Source organism: Hahella chejuensis KCTC 2396 (assembly GCF_000012985.1).
In the GTDB taxonomy this organism is placed as follows: domain Bacteria; phylum Pseudomonadota; class Gammaproteobacteria; order Pseudomonadales; family Oleiphilaceae; genus Hahella; species Hahella chejuensis.
Genome location: NC_007645.1, coordinates 6,956,309 through 6,977,946, shown reverse-complemented (window position 1 = coordinate 6,977,946; position 21,638 = coordinate 6,956,309). Strand labels below are relative to the sequence as shown.

16 protein-coding genes are annotated in these 21,638 nt (G+C 51.8%); 10 read left to right on the top strand and 6 right to left on the bottom strand.

Annotation, left to right across the window (positions count from 1 at the left end):
- Positions 1–31 precede the first annotated feature (31 nt).
- Positions 32–925: an FHA domain-containing protein gene (locus tag HCH_RS30980; protein ID WP_011400532.1), complete on the bottom strand. Its 894-nt coding sequence runs from the start codon at positions 923–925 to the stop codon at positions 32–34.
- 179 nt (positions 926–1,104) lie between these two features.
- On the opposite strand from HCH_RS30980, the gene HCH_RS30975 reads away from it, so the two are divergent.
- Together HCH_RS30975 and HCH_RS30970 are read left to right on the top strand one after the other, a co-directional pair.
- A complete protein-coding gene (locus HCH_RS30975) occupies positions 1,105–1,962 on the top strand; it encodes a PP2C family protein-serine/threonine phosphatase (RefSeq protein ID WP_148212700.1) in 858 nt (285 codons plus the stop codon).
- Positions 1,963–2,018: 56 nt separating this feature from the next.
- The gene (locus tag HCH_RS30970) at positions 2,019–3,833 is read left to right on the top strand and encodes a protein kinase domain-containing protein (RefSeq protein ID WP_011400530.1); all 1,815 of its coding nucleotides are present in this window, start codon (positions 2,019–2,021) and stop codon (positions 3,831–3,833) included.
- A gap of 3 nt (positions 3,834–3,836) precedes the next feature.
- Here HCH_RS30970 and HCH_RS30965 read toward each other — a convergent pair whose 3' ends face one another.
- Positions 3,837–4,826, bottom strand: coding sequence for a hypothetical protein (locus HCH_RS30965; protein WP_049781174.1), 990 nt, complete (start codon positions 4,824–4,826; stop codon positions 3,837–3,839).
- Between the two features lie 353 nt (positions 4,827–5,179).
- Here HCH_RS30965 and HCH_RS30960 point away from each other — a divergent pair, with 353 nt between their 5' ends.
- The gene (locus HCH_RS30960) at positions 5,180–6,292 is read left to right on the top strand and encodes an esterase/lipase family protein (RefSeq protein ID WP_011400528.1); all 1,113 of its coding nucleotides are present in this window, start codon (positions 5,180–5,182) and stop codon (positions 6,290–6,292) included.
- Between the two features lie 77 nt (positions 6,293–6,369).
- Here the strand turns inward: HCH_RS30960 and HCH_RS30955 are convergent, their stop codons facing one another.
- Both HCH_RS30955 and ilvG read right to left on the bottom strand, forming a co-directional pair.
- On the bottom strand, positions 6,370–6,651 hold the full coding sequence (locus HCH_RS30955; RefSeq protein WP_011400527.1) for an ACT domain-containing protein: 282 nt from the start codon (positions 6,649–6,651) through the stop codon (positions 6,370–6,372).
- The gene (gene ilvG / locus HCH_RS30950; RefSeq protein WP_011400526.1) at positions 6,648–8,357 is read right to left on the bottom strand and encodes an acetolactate synthase 2 catalytic subunit; all 1,710 of its coding nucleotides are present in this window, start codon (positions 8,355–8,357) and stop codon (positions 6,648–6,650) included. Before ilvG ends, HCH_RS30955 begins: the two co-directional genes overlap by 4 nt.
- A gap of 550 nt (positions 8,358–8,907) precedes the next feature.
- Here ilvG and HCH_RS30945 point away from each other — a divergent pair.
- The 4 genes from HCH_RS30945 (at position 8,908) to HCH_RS30930 (ending at position 14,935) form a co-directional block, all read left to right on the top strand.
- Positions 8,908–11,625, top strand: coding sequence for a cation-transporting P-type ATPase (locus HCH_RS30945; RefSeq protein WP_011400525.1), 2,718 nt, complete (start codon positions 8,908–8,910; stop codon positions 11,623–11,625).
- Positions 11,625–13,340: a cation:proton antiporter gene (locus HCH_RS30940; protein WP_011400524.1), complete on the top strand. Its 1,716-nt coding sequence runs from the start codon at positions 11,625–11,627 to the stop codon at positions 13,338–13,340. Before HCH_RS30945 ends, HCH_RS30940 begins: the two co-directional genes overlap by 1 nt.
- Before the next feature lie 9 nt (positions 13,341–13,349).
- Positions 13,350–14,327: a universal stress protein gene (locus HCH_RS30935; RefSeq protein ID WP_011400523.1), complete on the top strand. Its 978-nt coding sequence runs from the start codon at positions 13,350–13,352 to the stop codon at positions 14,325–14,327.
- A gap of 143 nt (positions 14,328–14,470) precedes the next feature.
- Positions 14,471–14,935, top strand: a complete 465-nt coding sequence (locus HCH_RS30930; RefSeq protein WP_011400522.1) for an AAC(3)-I family aminoglycoside N-acetyltransferase — start codon at positions 14,471–14,473, stop codon at positions 14,933–14,935.
- Positions 14,936–15,157: 222 nt separating this feature from the next.
- Here the strand turns inward: HCH_RS30930 and HCH_RS30925 are convergent, their stop codons facing one another.
- Together HCH_RS30925 and HCH_RS30920 are read right to left on the bottom strand one after the other, a co-directional pair.
- Positions 15,158–16,123 carry a hypothetical protein gene (locus tag HCH_RS30925; protein ID WP_148212699.1) on the bottom strand — a complete coding sequence of 322 codons (966 nt, stop codon included), beginning with the start codon at positions 16,121–16,123 and terminating at the stop codon, positions 15,158–15,160.
- A 514-nt stretch (positions 16,124–16,637) separates the two neighbouring features.
- Positions 16,638–17,411: a fibro-slime domain-containing protein gene (locus HCH_RS30920; protein WP_011400519.1), complete on the bottom strand. Its 774-nt coding sequence runs from the start codon at positions 17,409–17,411 to the stop codon at positions 16,638–16,640.
- A 1,243-nt stretch (positions 17,412–18,654) separates the two neighbouring features.
- On the opposite strand from HCH_RS30920, the gene HCH_RS30910 reads away from it, so the two are divergent.
- The 3 genes from HCH_RS30910 (at position 18,655) to HCH_RS30900 (ending at position 21,502) form a co-directional block, all read left to right on the top strand.
- The gene (locus HCH_RS30910; RefSeq protein WP_011400517.1) at positions 18,655–19,677 is read left to right on the top strand and encodes a phospholipase; all 1,023 of its coding nucleotides are present in this window, start codon (positions 18,655–18,657) and stop codon (positions 19,675–19,677) included.
- A gap of 2 nt (positions 19,678–19,679) precedes the next feature.
- Positions 19,680–20,927 carry a peptidyl-prolyl cis-trans isomerase gene (locus HCH_RS30905; protein WP_011400516.1) on the top strand — a complete coding sequence of 416 codons (1,248 nt, stop codon included), beginning with the start codon at positions 19,680–19,682 and terminating at the stop codon, positions 20,925–20,927.
- 152 nt (positions 20,928–21,079) lie between these two features.
- Positions 21,080–21,502, top strand: coding sequence for a hypothetical protein (locus HCH_RS30900; protein WP_148212698.1), 423 nt, complete (start codon positions 21,080–21,082; stop codon positions 21,500–21,502).
- The last annotated feature ends 136 nt before the right edge of the window (positions 21,503–21,638 follow it).

Below are 21,638 nucleotides of genomic sequence, written 5' to 3'. Positions count from 1 at the left end.
AATGTAACTGGGGATGCCCCGACCGGTATCCTTACCGGAGCAGGAAGAAGGCTGACAACGCGCCGAACACCACGGCGAAGCCGATGACGGTGTAAAGCAGATAGCCGCTTTTGGATTCCGCCTTAACTGCGACTTCATGAGCGGGAGCGGGTTTCTCTTGCGCGGGTTTTCTGGCGGCTTTGGGCGGCGCCGCAGGACGCGCTGGACGCGGCGGCGGATTATTGGCGACGGTTTCATCACCGGTTGGCGCGGGTGATGGCGCTGGCGCGACGGCGTCTGGACGTACGATGGTGCGGTCGCCGTCATCTTCAGGTCCGGTCACGGTAAAGGTGACGACGTCAAAACGCAGGCGATCGCCCCTTTTGGCGCGCCCTTGGGTAATACGCTCGCCGTTCAGGTAAGTACCGTTGGTGGACCCTAAGTCCTTGACCAACATATAATTTCCCGCCACAGTCAACTGGGCGTGCTGACGCGACAAATGGGAGACCGGCACGGTGATGTCACACTGTTCGTCGCGACCGATGATGACCGTATCTTCAATCGGGTAAAACGACTGTTTGGCCCAACTGGCGTTGGTATGCAGGCCCCATTCATTATGGGCGATGCTTTGCGGCGCTTCGTGTTTCGGTTTATGCTCGGCTCCGGGATGCACCACTTTAAAGCGGGCTTTTCCCAGTTGGATGGTATCGTTTTCGTTGATTTTTACGGCTTTTTGCACCTTTTTTCCGTTCACGCCCACGACATAATCGGGGCTGAGGTTCAGCAGATACAGCTGTTCCTCCTGCAAACGGATCTCGGCATGAAAGTCCTGGATGTCCGGCTGGTTGAGAACCAGGTTGTTGGAAGAATGCTTACCTATTTTCAGGCGCGGTTCTACCAGCCAGATGCTCTCCCGGCTTCCATCGGTGAATTGCAGTTTCAGCATGCTGCTAGGGGCCTCGTTACGCTCACACTTGTGGAAATGACTACTGAATTAAGGTTCTGCCGGTCAGAAGGCGCTTTAACACTTTAGAGTATAGTCAAGGAAACTAAACTGAAAACCCATCTATACTAAAGAAATATACTTTTTTAATCCCCATGAATCAGGGACTTGGAAATCTTTTAATGCAAGTAGGTTTCGCAACTCATACCGGCCGGCGGCAGCAAAATCAGGATAATGGATTAGTAGACGAATCGACAAGTCTCTATGCCGTCGCCGACGGCGTTGGAGGGGGCGACAGTGGGGAAGTCGCCAGTGCGAGCGTATGTCAGTCCATGCAAAGAGCGGTGCATGCCGGGCATCCATTGGAGCAGGCGATTCTGCTCGCCCACCAATCCCTGTTAGGCGACGATATCACTGGCGAACGCGGCTACGCGGCGTCCACCATCGCTGCGTTGCACGCGCATCCTGATGAAATGGAAGTGGCCTGGGTAGGCGACAGTCGCGTGTATCTGTTGCGGGACGACCTCATCATGCAGATGACGGAAGACCATTCCGTCGCACAGCGCAGCACCGGTCTATCGGAAGAAGAAGCGGCGCGCATTCGCCATGTGCTCACTCAGGCGGTGGGCGCGGCGGGTGAGAATGGTCTGCACGTGGATGCTTATCGTGTGCCCCGGCAGGCGGGAGATGTTTGGTTGATGTGCAGTGATGGTCTGCATGGCGTTGTAACCGAGGAGCGGATACAGGAAGTGCTGGCGCGCCGCGGCAATTCACAGAGTAAAGCCGATGAACTGGTGGAAATCGCCCTCACTAATGGCGCCGATGACAACGTTACCGTGCTGATAGTGACCGATAAAGACGGCGCGCCGCACGGCAACGCCGCCCCCAGGCGTGACCATTCCGGCGAAAGAACCCGGCCTATGCCGCCTTTCGCTGAGCCGAACGCATCCGACTCCGCTTCGGGACGGCCTTGGCGTTACATGGCTTTAGGCGGCATACTGGCCGCATTGCTGTTTTTGGCGTTGGCGTTCGCTCTTTAGCGCCCTGGATAGATCCGGCGACGGACTAATGCATCTAATTCGGAAAAGATAACTACATGGCGTGGCAGGGATACAAAGTTCTCAGCAAGCTGGGCGAGGGCGGCATGGCGACTGTATACAAAGCCATGCAGGAGTCGCTGCAACGTCCTGTCGCCATAAAAATACTATCCGCCAACTTAAAAGATCACCCTGAGATTCTGGAGCGCTTCGAAAAAGAATCTCTCATCATCGCGCAACTGAACCACCCTCACATCATTCATGTCATTGATAAGGGCGTTACTGGCAAAGGGCGTCCTTATTTCGTCATGGAATATGTTGAAGGCATGACCCTTGAGGACGCCATCAATCGCGGCAAGCTCGACTTTTCCCGCAAGATGGATGTGTTGGTGCAGTTGTGCAAGGCGTTGGCCTATGCACATAAAAATGGCGTGATCCACCGCGACATCAAGCCCTCCAATATCCTTATCGATAATGATTGGCAGGCGCGGGTGCTGGATTTTGGCATCGCGCATTTCTACGACTCGTCCAGCAAACCGAAAACCCTGCATACCCAGACCAGCAACATTATGGGTACGTCCGCCTACATGGCGCCGGAACAGCACAAGTCGGCGGACGCCGCCTCAGTGCAGAGCGATATCTATGCGCTTGGCATTCTCATGTACGAGCTGTTCACTGGAGTCTGTCCGCAAGGGGAAATCCCGCCGCCGCGCAAATTTGAGCCGGATATGGCGCCAGCCTTGAATTCGCTGGTCATGCGCTGTCTGGAGAAAGATCCGGCGGAGCGACCGGCCTCGGCGGACGAGGTGAAGAATGGATTGCTGCACATTCTTCAAGGCGGTCACCTCAGTAAAGCGCAGAAAGAAAGGGCGCTGTCCAACAGTGAAGCGATTGAATCCAAGTTTTCTCTATTGGACGTGCTGAAGGAAGATCGTCATAGCTCCGTCTATTTATATGAAGATCAGGGCAAACAGAAGCTGCTGATCATGAAGAAGCTGCCGGGTGACACGCCGGGGATCAAGGAGCACAAGCTGCTGGCGCGGCTCAATCATCCCAATATCTGCAAGATTCTTGCGGTATCGAAGGTGGATAAAGGTTACGTTATCGTGACCGAGTATCTTCCTGGCGGCTCTATGGCGGAACAAATGCTGGCGCCGCTGCCGGCGGTGAAAGTGGTGGAGTGGGCGGAGCAAATTGCGGAGGGGCTGGCGTTCGCCCACCGCAATCGGATTGTGCATGGCAATTTGCGTCCCAGTAACCTGTTGTTGGACGAAGATGGCTCCATCAAGCTAACGGACTTTGGCTTGCGCGCTCACTATACCGATTCTGACGAGCCGAACTGGTACGAAAATGCGGACGCCCAGGGCATTCTGGGCGACATGTTCGCGTTGGGAGCTATCTGCTATCACGCGTTGACCGGTCAGCCGCCGGTGGTTCGCGGACAGCGTCTGGTGCGCAGCAAGCGATTTACCGAGCTTCCTAACCGGCTGCAGGAGCTGATTAATCGTCTGCTGGAGACGCGTCCAGACAAACGCTACCCCTCCCTGGAAGTGGCCATGGCGGATATTCGCGGGGTGTTGAAAAACCTGCGCGCGCAAACGGCGGCCAAGCAGACGGAGGCGATCAAAAAGCATGTGTCTCAGGTCGCCAAGAAAGAACGCCGCTATCGTCCGCCGATTCGCTGGGGACGAGTGGTTTTCTTTATGCTGGTGATTGGCGTTGCGGCGGAGGAGTACTTCTGGGGATACGGATATCGTTACCTCAAGCCTTACCTTGACCCTTATCTGCAGCAGGTGCAGGAGTCCGACGCCTGGATCGAGTGGTCGGAAAAAGCCAAGGAAGTGGGGCGCAAAACCAATCAGATTGATTGGTGAGCCTCAATTGATTCCGTATTGTTGTGAGTTCTCGAAACGAAAGTAGCCGCTGGCTTCTTCGGCGGCGATGATATCCGCTTCATTGCCGAAGTACTTACGCTGTAACGCCTGAATGCTCGCGGCGTTCTGTGCGTCACCCCCCGTTAACGCCTGCCGTTGCGCCATGTAGGCGTCGCCGTTCGCCCGTCGCTCGTCGCGGGTTTTATCCAGGTCCTCCCAACGGGTCAGCGCCGCCTCATCCATTCCCAGTTCTTTGCGTAAGTGGCGTAGTTGCGCATAGCGCTGCGCCGGGGGCATATCCCGCAACTGCTCCTGCACAGAGGGCAGGCTCAGAAAACGGTCGGTCAGTTCCTGCTTTTTATTAGCGATGAGACGCTCGGCCTTATCAGGGAAACTGGCCAGTATTTGTTGCTTATATTGCGTAATTTTCTCTTCCACCGGAGCGGATGATAGTTCCAGGTTCGCCAGACGATCTTGAAACTGCTCCGCCTGCCACTGGTCTTTCCATATCTCGTAGGCCTGCTCGCCAAACAGCGCTTCCCGCTTTTGCCAGAGGCGAGTACGCTTTTCTGCGTCGCTCAGTGACATCAGGGCGTAACGTTCGCTGTTCATCCACTCTGTATAGGTCTCCAGGGCGGCGAAGGTCTGCATCAACCTATCCTGCAGTTCAGGAAAGGCGGCGCTAACTAGAATAGCCAGTTGTTCACGCCAGTTTTCCGGATAGCGGCTTTGCACGAAACGCATCAGCTTTTCCAGAACCTGGACCTGAACTTTGGGATGTTGGATATACGTCCCGAAAGTGCGTTGTAAATAGCCGATCAGCTCCTCTTCTTCCAGGTTGCGTTGAGTGAGAGCGTCTTGGGATGGCTTTGTGGCCTGAACGGAAGGTGTGGATTGCGGAAGCGTTGCAGTCATGGCTGGCGATGGCGCAGCCGGCGCTTGTAGCGTCGCGGCGTCGCTGGAATGCCGCTCATGCCAAAACACGGCGGCCATCAGAGTTAAAGCGAATCCGCCAGTTATCAAGACGGCGCTTCGACGTGAAGTAGCGTTTGTTATTTTTGTCATGCCTGGGATTGTTATTGGTTACTCGGAACGAATGCAAGCCTGAAGGCGCCGCAACAACTGCGGGTTAAGTTTTAATGGGAAATATTGTCGGCGCCATCACACATTCGGGGGATGGTACAACTGAACTACGCTTCATATTATGGTTTACTCATTATGTCGCTGAGCGGAGTTCCTCCACGTAACCTGTATCGGCGCCGGCGTAAAACAAAAATAAAAACCGAATTACGATCAAAAGAGTCGTATTACCTCGTTACAACAAAAACAAAATGAGGACTGAAAACATGAAACCAATGCTCAAGGCCGTTCCGGCGGCGCTTGTCTGCGCTTCGTTGGTCTGCGCGCCGGCCGCCCAGGCCTGGGACGCAGATAAAACCAAGCACCCCATCGTCTTCGCTCACGGCATGGCCGGGTTCAATAATATCCTGGGACTGGATTACTGGGGCGACGATTTCGGCACTTATGTGCTTGATCCCTGCGATAAATTTCTGGAAATCGCCTGCAACGGCGACATCAACGACAACCAACAAAGCTACGTTTCCGCCGTACAGCCTTTTCATAGCTCCGAAGTCCGCGGTAAGCAACTGGCTGATAATATCGAAAGCTATATGGCCACCAGCGGTAACCGCTATGTCAATCTGGTGTCTCACTCACAGGGAGGCGTAGACAGCCGCAAAGCGGCGCGCGTGCTCTACGAACGTAAAGGCTATCGGGTGGTGAAAACCCACGTCAGCGTTTCCTCTCCGCACCGGGGCTCTCCCGTCGCTAAATTCGTACTCGATAATTTCCGCGACTCCATTGTGGAAGTGCTGGCCAACTTCTACGGTAATGTCGTTTACGCTGCGGGTAACGACGCAGTGGCGGCGGCCAAACAACTGGTTTATAGCGACTATGAAGCAGATGGCGCCACTACTGGGATGCAGGCGTTCAATCAGAACTATCCCGCCAGCGGCGCCTATATCGAGCATGCGGCGTCAGTGATGACGGCGCAAAGCGGACTGAATGTGAACCCGGCGTTATGGTTGGTGTCGGAAGGGCTGTTTAACATCGATGGCAACGGCTACTGTCTGGACGACTGTAATAACGACGGCGCTGCAGGGCAGGGCGACGGTAACGCAAATCAACGTGACGACGATGGTCTGGTCGGGATCAATTCCCAGCAACAAGGGGAGCGGCTGCAATATTACGAGCGTTGGGGATCATTGGACTCCATCTATGCACAGCCCGCGTATGGTTATGTCAGCGACTTGAATCGTCCCACTGAGGCGCAGTCCACATCGCTTGCCTATGTGCTGAATCAGGACCACATCGATGTGATCGGCGTGGGGCCGGATACTTTTGATGAAATGGAGTTCTACGCGGCGATCACGGACTACATCGCCGATCGCGGGCATTAAGCTCATAAAGGAAGGAGCGGCGGGACGCTGCGGCGATGGGGGAGTAGGAAACTCCTCCCATCGCCGGCAGGGACGGCTTAAGCGCAAGCCAGCTCAGGCGTTGAGGTCTGAGTGGGTTGATTGAGCGCTTTTAACCCCTTCACATCCAACAGCTTCTGAAGTTGTCGCAACAGGGTTTCCGGTGGGCGCGAGCCGGAAACGGTCAGTTGCGCCTCATAGCCGTCCGGCAACCGCTGCAGACGCAGGTCTTCCACCTGAAATCCGCGTACGCGCACCACTCGCATGACGCGCTCCAGCGCACCAGGCTGACTGGATATTTTGCATTCGAAAATCGTCTGCGGATGTGGTTTGGCGTTCATGCGGCTTTTCCTTTTTGCTGATTGGCGGTAGTGGTCGCTGGACTGTTCTCCAGCATGGCGGTGTTCGCTTCGCCGGGCTTTACGATCGGCCAAACGTTGGTGTCTGCTTCGATATGCACGTGCAGCAACATGGGTCCGGGATAGGCGAGCAGGGTTTCGATGCTGCGGCGCATCTGACAACGCTTGCTGATGGTCAGGGCGGGGATGCCAAACGCTTTGGCGATGGCGCTGAAGTCCGGGTTGTCTGAGAGGTCCACCTCGCTGTAACGCCCGGCGTAAAACAGTTCCTGTTGCTGACGCACCATGCCCAGGCGCTGATTGTCCAGAATGATGAGTTTGATCGGCAGGCTGTAACGCTGGATCGTAGCCAGCTCCTGCATGTTCATCATGAAAGAGCCGTCTCCGGATACATTGATGACCGGCGCGCCGGGCTTCGCGAATTGCGCCCCCATCGCCGCAGGCAGACCGTAACCCATGGTCCCGAGTCCGCCGCTGGACAGATGCTGGCGTGGGTGATTGAAGTCAAAATACTGCGCCACCCACATCTGATGTTGTCCTACGTCGCAGCTTATGATGGCTTCCGGAGGCGTCACTTTGTCCATGGTGGCGATAAAATCCGGACCTTGAATTGGCGCAGGGTCGTCCTCGTTTGAGGCGGCGGCGAATCCGTTGAGAGTCATGCCCGCCACACATTGATCGCGCCACTCCGCGATCTCCAGAGGCTGACGCAGCGCGCGCAGAATTTCCCGCATATCGCCCAGCAGCACGCAGTCGGCGCGTTTTATTTTGCCGATCTCGCTGTGGTCGCAGTCAATGTGAATAATGCGCGCATTGGGCGCGAAGGCTCCCGGCTTGCCCGTAGCGCGGTCGTCAAAGCGGGCGCCGATAACGATGAGCAGGTCGCATTGCTCCACCGCCTCGTTGGCGGCCCTGGAGCCGTGCATGCCCAGCATTCCCAGATTGAGCGGATTGCGTTTGCCGGGATTGCCGATGCCTTTCAATGTCACCACTTGTGGAATGCCTGTGGCGTCCGCGAAGTGACGATAGCTGGTTACCGCTTTGGCGAGCATGACGCCGCCGCCGCTGTAAATCAGCGGACGTTTGGCGGCCTTGATCATTTTACGGGCCTGCCCTAACGGATTTTCCCATTGTTGGGCGTCGAATACGTTGCTTTCAGGAGCGAGGGACTCCGGCGTCAGGTCAGTGGACAGTTCCTCCAGCAGAACGTCTTTGGGGATATCCAGCCAGACAGGGCCCGGCCGTCCGGACATGGCCAGCGCAATGGCTTCGTCCATGATGCGCGGCAGATCGTTGGCGTTTTCCACCAGATAGGAGTGTTTAACGACTCCCAGTGTCATTCCCAGGATATCGCTTTCCTGAAACGCATCTGTGCCGATCAGGGCGCGCGGCACCTGCCCGGTGATCACCAGCATGGGAATGGAGTCCATATAAGCGTTGGCGACGCCAGTGATCAGGTTGGTGGCGCCGGGACCGGAAGTGGCGAGACACACGCCGAGTCGGCCTGAGGAGCGGGCGTAGCCGTCGGCGGCGAGGGCGGCGGCTTGTTCGTGGCGACAGAGGACATGTTTGACATCGGCGTCGAGGAGTGCGTCATACAGAGGCATGATACAGCCCCCTGGATATCCGAAAATGGTGTCAACGGAGTGCTTTGTCAGCTTCTCGATAATGCATTGTGCGCCGTTCATATCCTCTGTTCCCGTCAGTGGCCGCTTGCTGCGGGGGCCATAAAAAAACCCCCGGTTCTTGCGAAGCGGGGGTTTTTCGAAGTCTTACTTTGCTAGTTCCGACTCGTAAACGCCAACCCCCGCGAAGGTACGACGACCACCGCGACGACAATTAGGTTGACGATTAGAATCAGGGCTTGCTTCATGAGTTTGCTAAATTCGTACTTTAAATTCGACTGTTGTCAGAAATCTTGAATGCTTTTTGACCTGGAGATCAGGTCTGAAAAATATAGACGCTGCCATTTCAGAAGGCAACCCCCTTTTTACAAGTTATTTTTTATCCCTCCATTTGAACCCTTTACGAACCCACTCAGTGACTGGGTATGCCGTCCGAGATAGGGTAGAGGGTTCGACAGCAAATTGATTATTACCATGCCAATATCATTGTCATGTTAATGATTTAGGTAGGTTCGCCAAACATTTGGAGTTTATTGATATAGATTGTTTTTGTGTCGAGTCAGTTAGCTAGAATGACTCTAAAACTATTGTGGCATGTAACTAAGGAGTGGAAATGCAGAATACAGAACGCAGGTTTTCGGAGGTAAAATGGCATAGTGTCTCCATCGACTCTACGCTTGAGCAATTACAAACCTCGACTACTGGTTTAACTCAAGCCGATGCCTCATTACGTCTTGCAGCATATGGCCCCAACCGCCTGCCACAAATCGCCCGCCGCAATTCCCTTATACGATTCCTTCAGCACTTTCACAATATCCTTATCTATGTACTGATTGGTTCTGCAGTAGTAACAGCGGTTCTCAGCCATTGGGTGGATTCAGGAGTTATTTTAGCTGTGGTGATCGCCAATGCAATTATTGGCTATATCCAGGAAGGCAAAGCCGAGCAGGCCATGGACGCTATACGTCACATGTTAGCTCCCCGCGCTAACGTGATACGCGATGGTGAACGTATCACTATTGATGGTGAGCAATTGGCGCCCGGAGATATTGTGTTGCTTGAAGCTGGCGACAAAGTGCCTGCTGATCTCAAGCTGCTAACTGCACATAGTCTTTTGGTGCAGGAAGCAATTCTGACTGGGGAGTCTGTACCGGTTGAGAAATTCACCCAAGCTGTAGACGAAGGCGCACCGTTGGGTGACCGCTCTTGTATGGCCTACTCTGGCACATTGGTCGCCTGCGGTCAGGGCAAAGGTGTGGTTGTGGCCACTGGGGCTGGTACGGAAATCGGGCAGATCAGTGGACTGTTATCAGAAGTGGAAACTTTAACTACGCCATTAGTGGAGCAAATGGGGGTATTTGCCAAGTGGTTGACAATGATGATTTTGTTCATCGCTGCTGTATTGCTCGTTTTTGGCTACTTTGTTTCGCACTATGATTTTACCGAGATGTTCATGGCTGTCGTGGGGCTATCTGTGGCGGCGATTCCCGAAGGACTGCCAGCAGTCTTAACCATTACCCTGGCAATTGGCGTACAAGCTATGGCGCGGCGTAATGCCATTGTACGACGCTTGCCTGCCATTGAGACTCTGGGGTCTGTGTCGGTGATCTGCACTGACAAGACCGGTACGCTGACCAGGAATGAAATGATGGTGGCTTCTGTCATCACGAATCAACACTTCTTTACTTTGGAAGGTAGCGGTTATGCCCCAAGTGGAGCTTTAAAGCTAGATGAGGCCTACGTGTCTCCTTCAGAGCATACTATTCTGGAAGAGCTAGCCCGTGCGGCGGCGCTCTGTAACGATGCCGCGTTACGAGAGCATAGCGGTGTATGGGTTGTGGAAGGAGACCCCATGGAGGGAGCGCTGCTAGCCTTTAGCGAAAAAGTTGATGTCGATAGCCGGCGAGAGCAAATCAACTGGACGCGCACTGACTCTATTCCATTTGATGCAAGACATCGCTTTATGGCAACGCTGAATCATGACCACGATGGACATGCTTGCATATTCGTTAAAGGTGCGCCGGAGCAGGTCCTGGCCATGTGTACTGACCAGATGGGCGCGAATGGGGCTGTGGAGGAGCTGGATATAGCTTATTGGACTAAACATGCAGAAAGGATTGCGGCCCTTGGTCAACGAGTATTGGCATTTGCGGATAAAACGGTAGCGTTGCAACACACGGTTTTAGAGCACTCGGATGTAAAGGGGTCCCTAACCATGCTTGGAATGGTGGGAATGATTGACCCTCCACGCGCCGAGGCAATTACTGCGATTACTGAATGTCGAGGGGCTGGCATTCGGGTAAAAATGATAACTGGAGATCACTCCCAAACCGCAGCGGCTATCGGTGAGCAAATCGGTCTGGAAAATACGGCTACTGTACTGACTGGGACTGAAATTGACGCCTTAGATGATCTAGCATTGCGTCAAGCGGTATTAGGCTGCGACATCTTTGCCCGTACTAGCCCAGAACATAAGCTACGACTGGTAATGGCTCTACAATCACATGGTATGACCGTCGCCATGACTGGAGATGGTGTCAACGATGCGCCTGCACTGAAACGTGCGGATGCAGGTATCGCAATGGGACGAAAAGGCAGTGAAGCAGCAAAAGAAGCTGCGGAGTTGGTGTTGGCCGATGACAACTTTGCCTCTATCGTAGCCGCTGTGCGGGAAGGGCGCACTGTGTATGACAACTTCAAGAAAGTTATCAGCTGGACGCTGCCAACCAACGCAGGTGAAGCAATGACAATAGTCGTAGCTTTGCTTTTGGGGATGACTCTGCCTGTTACGCCGATACAGATACTTTGGATTAATCTTATTACGGCTATTACATTGGGTGTTGCATTAGCCTTTGAGCCAACCGAAAAAAACACCATGCGCCGACCTCCTCGTGCTCGTCACGAGCCGCTGTTGACTGGAGAGTTAGTCTGGCATGTTGTACTGGTATCAATTTTGTTCCTTTGCGGTGTATTTGGCATTTACCATTATGCTATTGATAGAGGTTATTCCGTAGAGTTGGCCCGTACGATTGCACTAAATACGTTAGTCGTAATGGAAATTTTCCATTTGTTTTTTATCCGCAACATCTACAGCACATCACTAACTTGGCAGGCTGTGCGCGGTACAAAAGTAATGTGGGTGGTCATTGTCGTTATTACGGTAGCGCAATTCGCGATTACTTACCTGCCGCCACTGCAAGCCGTCTTTGCTACCGAAGCTGTCCCTCTTTTGGATGGTTTGCTGATTGTCGGGGTGGGGACGGCGCTATTCGCGATTATTGAACTTGAGAAACAGATGCGACTTACCTATCGGCGTATGAGGGAAGTGTGATGTCTGGATTAAGTATTATCCACTCGTCCCCTTTCTATGAACTCACTGCGCTGGTTGTAATTGCTGCTGTTATCGGTTTTGTCGGTGTTCTACTACGCCAGCCCATGATTGTCAGTTTCATTGCTGTGGGAGTGTTGGCGGGGCCGTCGGCACTGAACATCGTACAATCCCACGAGCACATACAGTTGCTAGCGGAACTGGGAATTGCTGTGCTGTTGTTCTTGGTTGGCTTAAAGCTTGATCTAAAATTGATTCGAACGCTCGGGCCGGTAGCCCTTGCCACGGGACTTGGACAGGTCGCGTTTACTTCAGCCATCGGGTTTGTGCTTGGGAAAGTCTTAGGTTTGGATACCGTAACGTCCCTTTACGTCGCAGTGGCGTTGACTTTCTCCAGCACTATTATCATTGTCAAATTGCTCTCAGATAAAAGAGAAGTCGATTCTTTGCATGGACGCATTGCTGTGGGCTTCTTGATTGTCCAGGATCTAGTAGTAGTCCTTGCAATGATGGTGTTATCTGCTTTTGGTATTGGGGCGCAGACAAGAGCAGGAGAGACTGCATTAATACATATAGGCAGTGTACTGATATACGGCCTGATGATGCTGTGTTTGGTTCTGCTGTTTATTCGTTACTTGGCTATCCCGCTTGTGAGCCGAGTCGCACGCTCACAAGAACTGCTGGTTACTTTTGCCATAGGCTGGGCCGCACTTTTGGCGGCCATCGGAAATCACTTGGGCTTCAGTAAAGAACTGGGTGGACTACTTGCGGGCATATCACTTGCCTCAACCCCGTTTAGAGAAGCAATCGTCGCACGACTAGCCTCCTTACGCGACTTTTTACTGCTGTTCTTCTTTATTGCTCTTGGTATGCAGCTTGACCTCGGCCTGCTTGGCTCACAAGTTATTCCTGCTTTGGTTTTCTCCGTTTTTGTATTGATTGGCAATCCTTTGATTGTTATGGCGATTATGGGGTATATGGGATATAGGAAGCGCACTGGCTTTTTAGCCGGGCTGACTGTTGCGCAAATTAGCGAGTTTTCACTCATAATTGTGGCGATGGGCCTGAGTTTAGGCCATATCCCAGCGAAGGCGTTAGGCTTGGTCACGCTGGTAGGACTTATCACCATCGCTATGTCAGTTTATATGATTACATACTCTCATAGCTTATATAGCCAATTGGAGCCTTGGTTGGGTTTCTTTGAGCGTAGCAAACCATACCGGGAAGAGGCGCTGGAAAGGCAACCTTCCTCGATACAGCCCTATAACGTTATTCTTTTTGGACTGGGTCGTTACGGTAAAGCGATTGCTCATTATCTGCAAAAGGAAGGATTTAGTCTTCTGGCCGTTGATTTCAATCCTGATGAGGTACGGCGGTGGCGGAGCCAAGGGCATATGGCTATGTATGGCGACGCTTGTGACCCTGCATTTGTCAGTGATCTTCCACTCCAAGGTGTTGAATGGGTTGTCTCCGCCATGCCACAACATGACATTGGAGTGACCCATGAAGACCCACGTTTATCGTTGATTGAGGGGTTAAAGCAGCAACAATATACCGGTGGCATAGCCATATCCACCCAGCACTTGCATGATCAGCAGAAATTAAAAGACAGAGGAGCGACATTGATCTTGCTCCCATTTCACGATGCTGCCGAACAGGCTGTTGAACGAATGAAAGCGGTATCACATACATCCAATACTAAAAAGAATAGGCTATGAGGTAGGTATATGAAACAGTTTAAAAAAATTTTGTGTGTAGTTGACCCTGAGAAAACTGCCGATACAGCTATAATCCAATCTATAAGAATAGCCAATGATCAACAGGCGGAAATTACATTTATATCAGTGATTCGGGATGCCACTTTACTAAGTAAGACCTTTCTAGAAAAAATAGGATACGCCAAGGATATTACCGAGTTAGTGGAAAACAGACGATCTGCTGTAGAAGCCCAAATTTCAACTATTGCTCCTTCGATGAAAGCAGACATATTGGTCGAGTCAGGTATAGGATTCATTCAAATCATAAAATGCGTTCTCAAGAATGGGCATGACTTAGTCGTGAAGTGCGCTGAAGATATGGACTGGATAGACCGTATGTTGGGAAGTGAGGATATGCATCTACTGCGTAAGTGCCCTTGCCCAGTTTTAATGCTGAAGCCTGAGCAAAAGGACAGCTTCCGAAGTATTTTGGCGACAGTTGATGTAAATTATGATTTCGACGAGTCAGATAATGGAAATGTTCAGGCGCAGCTTAACGATCAAGTGCTGGAATATAGTGCGACAGTATGCCTGCCAGAACTGTCGGAATTGTATATAGGTAGTGCTTGGGAGGCTTATGCTGAAGATTTCTATCGTCATGGTGCTTTCTCGCACATACCAAAGGAAGAAGTTGATCAGTATGTTGAGCGAACACGCCAGGAGTGCTCATATAGATTAACAAAAATCGCAGAAAAACTTGATGAGATTCTGGGGGCTGCGGCTGGGCAGTATATTCAGCCTAGAACCTGTTTGTTAAAAGGAAAACCGTCTATAGAAATCCCAATGATGATAGAGAAATGCGCTGTTGACCTGATTGTCATGGGGACTGTTGGTCGAGTGGGGGTGGCTGGTTTAATCATCGGAAATACTGCTGAATCCATATTGGAGCAAGCAAAATGTTCTGTATTAGCTATTAAACCTATAGGTTTTAAATCGCCGGTTGAATAAAGGGTGGTCGATATTGATATATGGAAATAAAAATACATAACTTCATCCATTGATCTTGCCAAGCTAAACATAAATTATAATGATGTAGGATGGCGCTGTATGCCAATATGGTATTTGGTCTTAAGGAGTCATTAATATAAATTATGGAATATCAGTATAAGAAATTGCTTGTAGGTGATAACGAATTTTATTTTCAAATGCTGGATTGCTTTGGGAAGGCATTTGAAGACTTGGAAACCTACAACGGGCAGCGGCCAGATTACGATTATATAAGTGAGTTACTGGGGCGGGACACCTTCATTGCTTTGGTTGCGTTAAATGGAGGGAGGGTAGTCGGGGCCATAGCAGCCTATGTTCTGGAGAAGTTTGAACAAGCACGTAGTGAGGTATATATATATGACTTGGCGGTTGACGAAAAGCATAGAAGACAAGGTGTTGCAACGAAATTGATAGAGCATCTCAAGCCTATAGCAAGAGATAAAAAGGCTAGTGTGATATATGTCCAAGCCGACTATGGAGATGATCCAGCAATTGCGTTATATACGAAATTAGGTATTAGGGAAGATGTGATGCATTTTGATATTTCTGTGTCTGAAGATGAAATGTAACTGCACTATGCGGTGTAGTGGTCTACTCAATTTATTGCATGGAGGATGTTTGGAGCGATTAAATGTCTCGGGATGCAAGTGATGGCTTGATTAGCTGTTGACAAGGAACACTGCCTTTAAATAAAGAATCATAAACTGTGTTGCAACTGCGCATTGGGCTACAGCTCAGTTTTGAGGCCCTTCGCAGTGAGCTGGCGTATACACTCCTTATGCTGACGCGCCTTACTCCACAAACCCGGCCCCATTCAGCCATATTGGCGATGGGTCGTCCATATCCAGCACTATCGCTTTGTATTGGGTTTCGCCATTCTCATAATGAAGCGTCAGCAGGTATCCCTCAATTTCATAACGGCCTTTTTGATCCGGCGACACATGTGTGAAGGCTGTGGAGGAATTGGCTGTTTCCGCACTGGCGTATGCCTGCGCACCGCTGACAAACCTGCCGTCGGAGAAGAATTGATAATTTTTTATCAAGGACGTCATGCTGTCGCCAGTGCTGAAGCTTCCGAGATGATGAAACGTGTTGTTTAGGCGAAATCCTTTCTCGATAGGTGGATATTTCTGGTTGAAATGCAGCTTCTTCCAATTCTCCCCTCTCAGCAACTCATAATCGCCCCAGCTTTTACGCCACTGAGTCCAACGGCTGGGGTGCTCGGCTTTGTGTGCTGTCAGACCACCAGGGAAAACCAGGGCACCCATGTCTTTGCAGGCTTCGCCGTTTTCAAACAGCAGCACCGGATGAGTTTGATGCGATACCATTCCCATACTATGGGAAACCCCATAGTCAAACATGACAAGCTCTATTTGGGCAAGGTCCTTCTTTATCACGTCAGAATCAAGCGGCGGAGACTGTTTTTGTACTTTTTCCGTCTTCTCTTTCGCTGCGCTTGTCAGCGTCGTCGCACTGAGCAATTTATCAACCATATCCTTGTGAACAACCGCTGGCTGATACTCAGTGCTTGTTATCAATTGTTTCAGCAGAGCGCAACTCCCGGCGCCTGCGGCTCTGGCTTTTTGTTCCGTCGCTTTGTCCACTTTAGAGGTATTGGCCTGCAGTTCCTTATTCTTCGCCAGCAACGCAGCGACTACGGTTTCAAGATCCTCAATGCGGTTACGCTCGCGCCACCTCTGATATTCTATGGCATGCTCCTCGGGACACGCCTTGGCCAGTTCCGCTGCAAACTTCATGTTCACGTATAGCTTGGGAAATTGATCGAAATCTGAGGATTTAGCAAAAGCGGAATATGCGGCGAAGGAACAAAGAAAAACCCAGGGCGGGAGTCGCGTCATACTGTCAACCTATCAATTTATCAACCTGCTGACGCAGATTATTGGAATTCCCAATACCACATGAGCTACAGCGCTATTTTCTGCTCTCTTAAGGAAAGATATGAGTTAAGCCGTTATGAAATAACGTTATTAAAACTGGAGGTTACAATAATTTTTAAACAAACCCAAACTCACTCTTAGTTAAAGCTGGTTTAGCTATTTTTATAATCGTCAGGACTTTTCTAACACTAACCATGTTATTAACGTGGCAATAATACTGGCAAAATCCAGTCCCTCCACAGTCACAGAGTAGTATTGAGAGAAATGTGTGCTGGAGGGAAGGGCGCAAACACCAAAACAATGAGTTTGCTCAAGGTCCTTTTATGAATGGACGGCGCAAAGGGGGTAGACACCCCCTTATCGTTTCCGGCTTCTAGAGTTCAGTTTCTACGGGATGAAGCCTACCTCCCCGTAAGGTAAGCCCGGCCAGCCCCATCGCAAGAAGGAGCAAAACTCCTGGTTCTGGTACGGGGGGAGGAGGAGGCGGTGGTTCAATTCGCAAGCTGGTGGTGACATGGAAATTAGATAATGAGGTGTGGCGCTCCGCGAAGAAAATATCCAGATCATAGACCACATCTTCCAGTAGCCCCATCGCCAGCAGGTCGGCTCCGCTGAAGCTACTGCCGACCGGGCCATGGACTCCGCCGAGATCCATCATCAATTTGCCGTCCACATACACCCAAAGATCATCGTCGCCTGTGAAACTGAATGAGTCCGTTGACTTGAATGTGGTCGTGCCTTTCAAGTGCATCGCGAAATGATAATTATGGCTGAGACCTTCATTACCGGCCAATTCGCCATCAATAGGAAAGAAGCTTGAATCGCTATAAGAAAATAGGCCTCCGCCGATATCCGCCAACTCCAGGCTGACGGCTTTGGAGCCATGGGAATCCGTCCACCAGTGGTCGAAGCTGGCTGCGCTGGCGACGCCGCCATAACCGCCTGCGCCGATATAGTCGGGTAAGCCGTCCGCGCCTAAAGTAGACGACACCATTCCGGTTGCGAGCCCTGAGATGGAGTCTTCAAAATCTGCGTCGGCAATCACGTGATCGTAGATGGTTCCTGTGAGCATATAGGCTTGAGCCGCTCCGCTCAGGCCTAGCGCAACAGCGCATAGAACTAACTTTGAGGGAAATCTTCTGGTCATAACTTTTCTCCCGCGAACCGTCAGCGTAAAAGATGCGTTATGTGTTTTGTGTAGGCGATAAAACGAGCAGCATAAACTGAGCCTTTCATCACGCTTTGCTTGTAAATTCGGTTATTTATTTAGTTGATGGAAGGGGGGCTCAATAGAATTATGTAAACTAATCCGACGTTTTTAAATATAGGGCGATAAACAACAAAGGCACTGCGCCAAGACCCATTCACCCACTGCGACACCTAATGTCCGCCAATGGGGGCGTGTGTAATTTATACTACTGATAGCACTGGCGCTGCTGTTTAGAAACGCTACACTGTTCGTGAAAGACTCACTAAAGATCATTGCTATCTGCACTTGGAGAAGGTCATGAAGTCGGAACAATCCTCAATAATTGATGATATATACCGCTTGACCCTTGCCATGGAATCGCAGCCTCCCCGTAGTTATAGGGATCAAAGGGTGCGAGAAGAGCAACAGGAGCTGTTACGAGAGCTTTGGCGTGAGCTTGATATGGTTATTAAGCGTGAATGGCCGAACGACCCGCACTAGTTACCTTCAGCCTGTTCCCTCTCCAGATTGAGCAGGGGAGGCGTCCTTGCCCCCCACAGCCTGAGCAGATCTCAAAGGATTTTCAGCCGATTAAGCCTAACCTTTGTTTCGTTAACGAGAATGACGAAAGAAAGGGGGGCTGCAAAAACAACCCCCCCCTAAGATGCCATTTCGTTAACGCGTACTTATTCAGTACATATCAAAGTTTAGAGCATATTTTGGATTTTGTTATGAGAGGGGGAAAACTGGGGGATGGAAGAGATGAGGCTTCCTTGCCTCCTCAGTTTTATTCAGCACTCCGTTAGTCCATGAGCTAAAAAATAAAGTTCCCCGCAGTGGTATCGGTAAATTTCCAGGTACGCTTTCGAAGCGGATGCGGGTTATTTATTTTGGATAATGTTGGATAGAATCTCTTTCATATCAATGAAATAAATGGTTTTCCTGATGGTTTTGGATGCCTGCGAACTCAGTACAGCTCACCTGTTTGGGGGATTGTAACACTGGTCATATTTTATTCTCCTAACGACGTTCAGAGAATGCCGCAGAAAACGTCCTGATTAAGCGGGTCGGTCCCTTATTCCAGGAATGACGGGCTATTACGAAAAGGCGCTCTCATCTTTTTCGTTACAACCTTTCTGTAACACGCAGTAGTTAGAGTTTCCTTAAACAAACACGATAAAAAATAAGGAGATGACTGTTCATGGGAAATAAAAATCTGATTTTGGCCGGCGTTATCCTTGCTTCTCTTGGAGCGCAACCTGCACTGGCTTTCAAACAGGAAACCCACAAGCGCTTCGTTATCGACGCCGTCGAGTTCATGCGGACGCATCCTGACATCACCAACTACGCTAAATTGGAGGCGGTGGCCGCTGCGGCGGGAATCAGCGTGAACCAGATGGCGGATATGATTGGTCAGGGCGCCTATGACGTGGATGACTTCGAGGACACCTTTCTATGCGGCGCGGTGACTGGCGATTGTGTGCTGGCGCCGGTATGGGGCATGGGCTCCAGCATCGTCAATTACACGTCATACTGGCACTTCCAGAACCACACCCGCGGCGCGGACGCGCATGGCAACGACATTGGGGGATATGACTATTCCAAGCTGAGCGTGAAAGGAGACGTCGACAATATGGCGGCGTCCTGGCTCAAGGGGGATCACCTGGATGACGGCGCAGGCGGTCAGACCGGGTGGTTCGGCGCGGAGGACTCCGAATACGAGAGCTATCAGGTCACCGAGGCCAACTATCGCCAGGGCGGTTACTCCACCTACAGCATGTACAAGGATTTTGAGAATATCCCCTTCCAGCCCATCGATAATCTGGGGCAATACTGGTACAGCGCATTCTGGGCGCAGCCTACGATTCAGACGCTGGGATTCACCCTGCACACCACCGACTTATTGCAGCCGCACCATACCTGGACCACCTCTGCATTGAACCATACCGGCTGGGAAGCCTGGGTGCGGGATTACTACGACTCGGAGAATCTGAACGATGACGCGCTGGTGGCGCAGGCGCTGGCGGGCTTCCCCAGTTTAAGCGCCAGTTCGCCGGAAATACGTCCTCTGCTGACCAAAGGCGGTGAGATTTCCTATTCCATGGGCGGTGTAGTGTTGTCCTCCACTGATCACGCTGACCGGCTGGCTGTGGCGAAAATCGTGGTGCCTCACGCTATCGCCATGACGGTGCACATTCTCAATCACGCCATGAACCGTTTCTGATCATGCGCGGGACATTACAGGTCCTGGCGCTGGCGCTTTGCCTGCTATGCGCAGGCGGGGCCTCGGCTGCGGTTTATCTGCGGGTCGACGACACCAGTCTTACCCGGCAAGCGTTCGACGCATTGCATCAGCAAGCGAGCCAACTACGCAAACTGGACCGCAAAGCCTTTGCCGATGAATTAATCGATGCGTTGCTGGTGTACCGCTGGGCGCAGGAAAAACTGCCTGAGGAGCAATGGCGCGGCGCAGAAATCGGCTATTCCTACGGGTGGCATATTCGCCGCCAGTTGGATAAAACCTTGGCGAAGTTGTATCCCAAGTGGCCGGCGGGGGAGTTGATGCAAGAGCACTCCAAACCCGGGGTAGAGGCGCGGGAAGCGCTGGCGACGATCGCCGCCAAGTCGATTCTGGGCTATCAACTGACGCCGGCGCAACGGGAAAAGGCGGCGTCTCTGGTATTGGCGCGCATGGCTTTTCCAGACCAGGAAGACGTGACGCTGACATTGCTGGAAGTGTATGAGGGGCAGTCCATACAGGGTAAAAAAGCGCTGATGGAAGGCGACGTCAAAGCGTTAGGCATGGAGGTGCTGTCCTGGAAGCAACATCAGCTGCGTTTGTGGTGGTTAAGTCACGAAGGCGGCGTTGAGGTGGATGCAATCGATGATCTGCAACGGACTATCAAAGCGCATTACTTTTATCCCAAGATTTTAAACGCGTTGGGCGTAGTCAAACGCAATCATGGCGATAATCCCGGACTCATCAGGTTCAGGGAGCAGGTCAGCGCGGTGCAGATCAACAGCTACTATCAACGGCATCAGGAAGACTTTCGCTTCCTGGCGAAGGTCAAGCCGCGGGGCGCAATATATGGAGATGAAGCCGCAGCGCGACTCGCTCGTCAACAGTTAATGCAAGGCGCCTCCTGGGCGGATTTAAAAACGCCTTCCCGTCCCGTTTCCTGGCCGTTAGACGGGGAGGGATGGCTACGCAAGGAGGCCGTCAAACCAACGGATTGGCTGGCGTCGCTGGCTTTCGCCACCCCGCCGGGAGAAGTCAGCGAAGTCATCCGATCTCCTACAGGCGATTGGGTGATCCTGCAAGTGAGCCAACGGGAGTATGGCTATTATCCGCCTGACAGCGAGACGGTGCGCTATCTTGCTACTGATGTGATTGCTATTCAGCTGGCGGTGACGGCCTATAGTGAGCTGATCAACCAGCTGCGTCGTCAGGCCAACCTGCAAAGCCAGGTATGAGCCGGATGTTACGGCGGCGAGGCTGGGGTGCGATGGTCGCCTTGGCAGCGCTCGTCGTAGCGGGATATGTCTTTTTCGCTTCCCCAGGCGCGCTGAAAACGGCTTCTCCGCCTATTTCAGGCGGCGCAATGACGCCGCCTGTGAGGCAACCCATGACTAAGCCCGCCGTGATCCCGGTAAAGCGCATTCCGGCTGAGAAAGACGTCATCGCCATGGTTGAGGAAGAGCAACAGGAAGTCTACCCAGAGTTACCCACAGACATTGAGGCCCTGGCTTCGTTTTCCGTCTCCATTGACAACGGGGATCGACGCGCCCCCCCCATCGGCAGACGAGCGCTGGAACAAACCCCGGACGCTGAAACCCTGGCGGACCATGAAGCCTATGCCCGCAGGGAAGCACAGCAGCATCAGCGAGTGCTCAACGCCTTTCGCGCCGCCGCCCAGGACAAGGCGGCTGAATTGGAGCGTTTGATCGCTGAAGGTCGCGCCCGCGGGGTGGCTCCGCAACTGTTACAAGAGGCGGAAGCCAAGCGTGACGCGCTTTGGGAGGCTATCCATATGATTAATCAGGAATAATTTTTCATAACGATTGCTCTGCGCCGTGACGCCGGAATTTATTGGTTACAGTCCAGTAAAGAAACTATTAAAAACATTATTGACAATCATTCTCATTAGCATTAACTTTCTTCACAGACTGCTAATAAATGAGAGA

What these genes read in the sequence shown, in the direction of transcription:
- HCH_RS30965 (WP_049781174.1), bottom strand. Translation starts at nt 4,826, where the DNA reads ATGGCCGCCGTGTTTTGGCATGAGCGGCATTCCAGCGACGCCGCGACG.
- HCH_RS30930 (WP_011400522.1), top strand. Translation starts at nt 14,471, where the DNA reads ATGGAATATCAGTATAAGAAATTGCTTGTAGGTGATAACGAATTTTAT.
- HCH_RS30975 (WP_148212700.1), top strand. Translation starts at nt 1,105, where the DNA reads ATGCAAGTAGGTTTCGCAACTCATACCGGCCGGCGGCAGCAAAATCAG.
- HCH_RS30920 (WP_011400519.1), bottom strand. Translation starts at nt 17,411, where the DNA reads ATGACCAGAAGATTTCCCTCAAAGTTAGTTCTATGCGCTGTTGCGCTA.
- HCH_RS30935 (WP_011400523.1), top strand. Translation starts at nt 13,350, where the DNA reads ATGAAACAGTTTAAAAAAATTTTGTGTGTAGTTGACCCTGAGAAAACT.
- HCH_RS30940 (WP_011400524.1), top strand. Translation starts at nt 11,625, where the DNA reads ATGTCTGGATTAAGTATTATCCACTCGTCCCCTTTCTATGAACTCACT.
- HCH_RS30925 (WP_148212699.1), bottom strand. Translation starts at nt 16,123, where the DNA reads ATGAAGTTTGCAGCGGAACTGGCCAAGGCGTGTCCCGAGGAGCATGCC.
- ilvG (WP_011400526.1), bottom strand. Translation starts at nt 8,357, where the DNA reads ATGAACGGCGCACAATGCATTATCGAGAAGCTGACAAAGCACTCCGTT.
- HCH_RS30970 (WP_011400530.1), top strand. Translation starts at nt 2,019, where the DNA reads ATGGCGTGGCAGGGATACAAAGTTCTCAGCAAGCTGGGCGAGGGCGGC.
- HCH_RS30900 (WP_148212698.1), top strand. Translation starts at nt 21,080, where the DNA reads ATGACTAAGCCCGCCGTGATCCCGGTAAAGCGCATTCCGGCTGAGAAA.
- HCH_RS30955 (WP_011400527.1), bottom strand. Translation starts at nt 6,651, where the DNA reads ATGAACGCCAAACCACATCCGCAGACGATTTTCGAATGCAAAATATCC.
- HCH_RS30905 (WP_011400516.1), top strand. Translation starts at nt 19,680, where the DNA reads ATGCGCGGGACATTACAGGTCCTGGCGCTGGCGCTTTGCCTGCTATGC.
- HCH_RS30910 (WP_011400517.1), top strand. Translation starts at nt 18,655, where the DNA reads ATGGGAAATAAAAATCTGATTTTGGCCGGCGTTATCCTTGCTTCTCTT.
- HCH_RS30960 (WP_011400528.1), top strand. Translation starts at nt 5,180, where the DNA reads ATGAAACCAATGCTCAAGGCCGTTCCGGCGGCGCTTGTCTGCGCTTCG.
- HCH_RS30980 (WP_011400532.1), bottom strand. Translation starts at nt 925, where the DNA reads ATGCTGAAACTGCAATTCACCGATGGAAGCCGGGAGAGCATCTGGCTG.
- HCH_RS30945 (WP_011400525.1), top strand. Translation starts at nt 8,908, where the DNA reads ATGCAGAATACAGAACGCAGGTTTTCGGAGGTAAAATGGCATAGTGTC.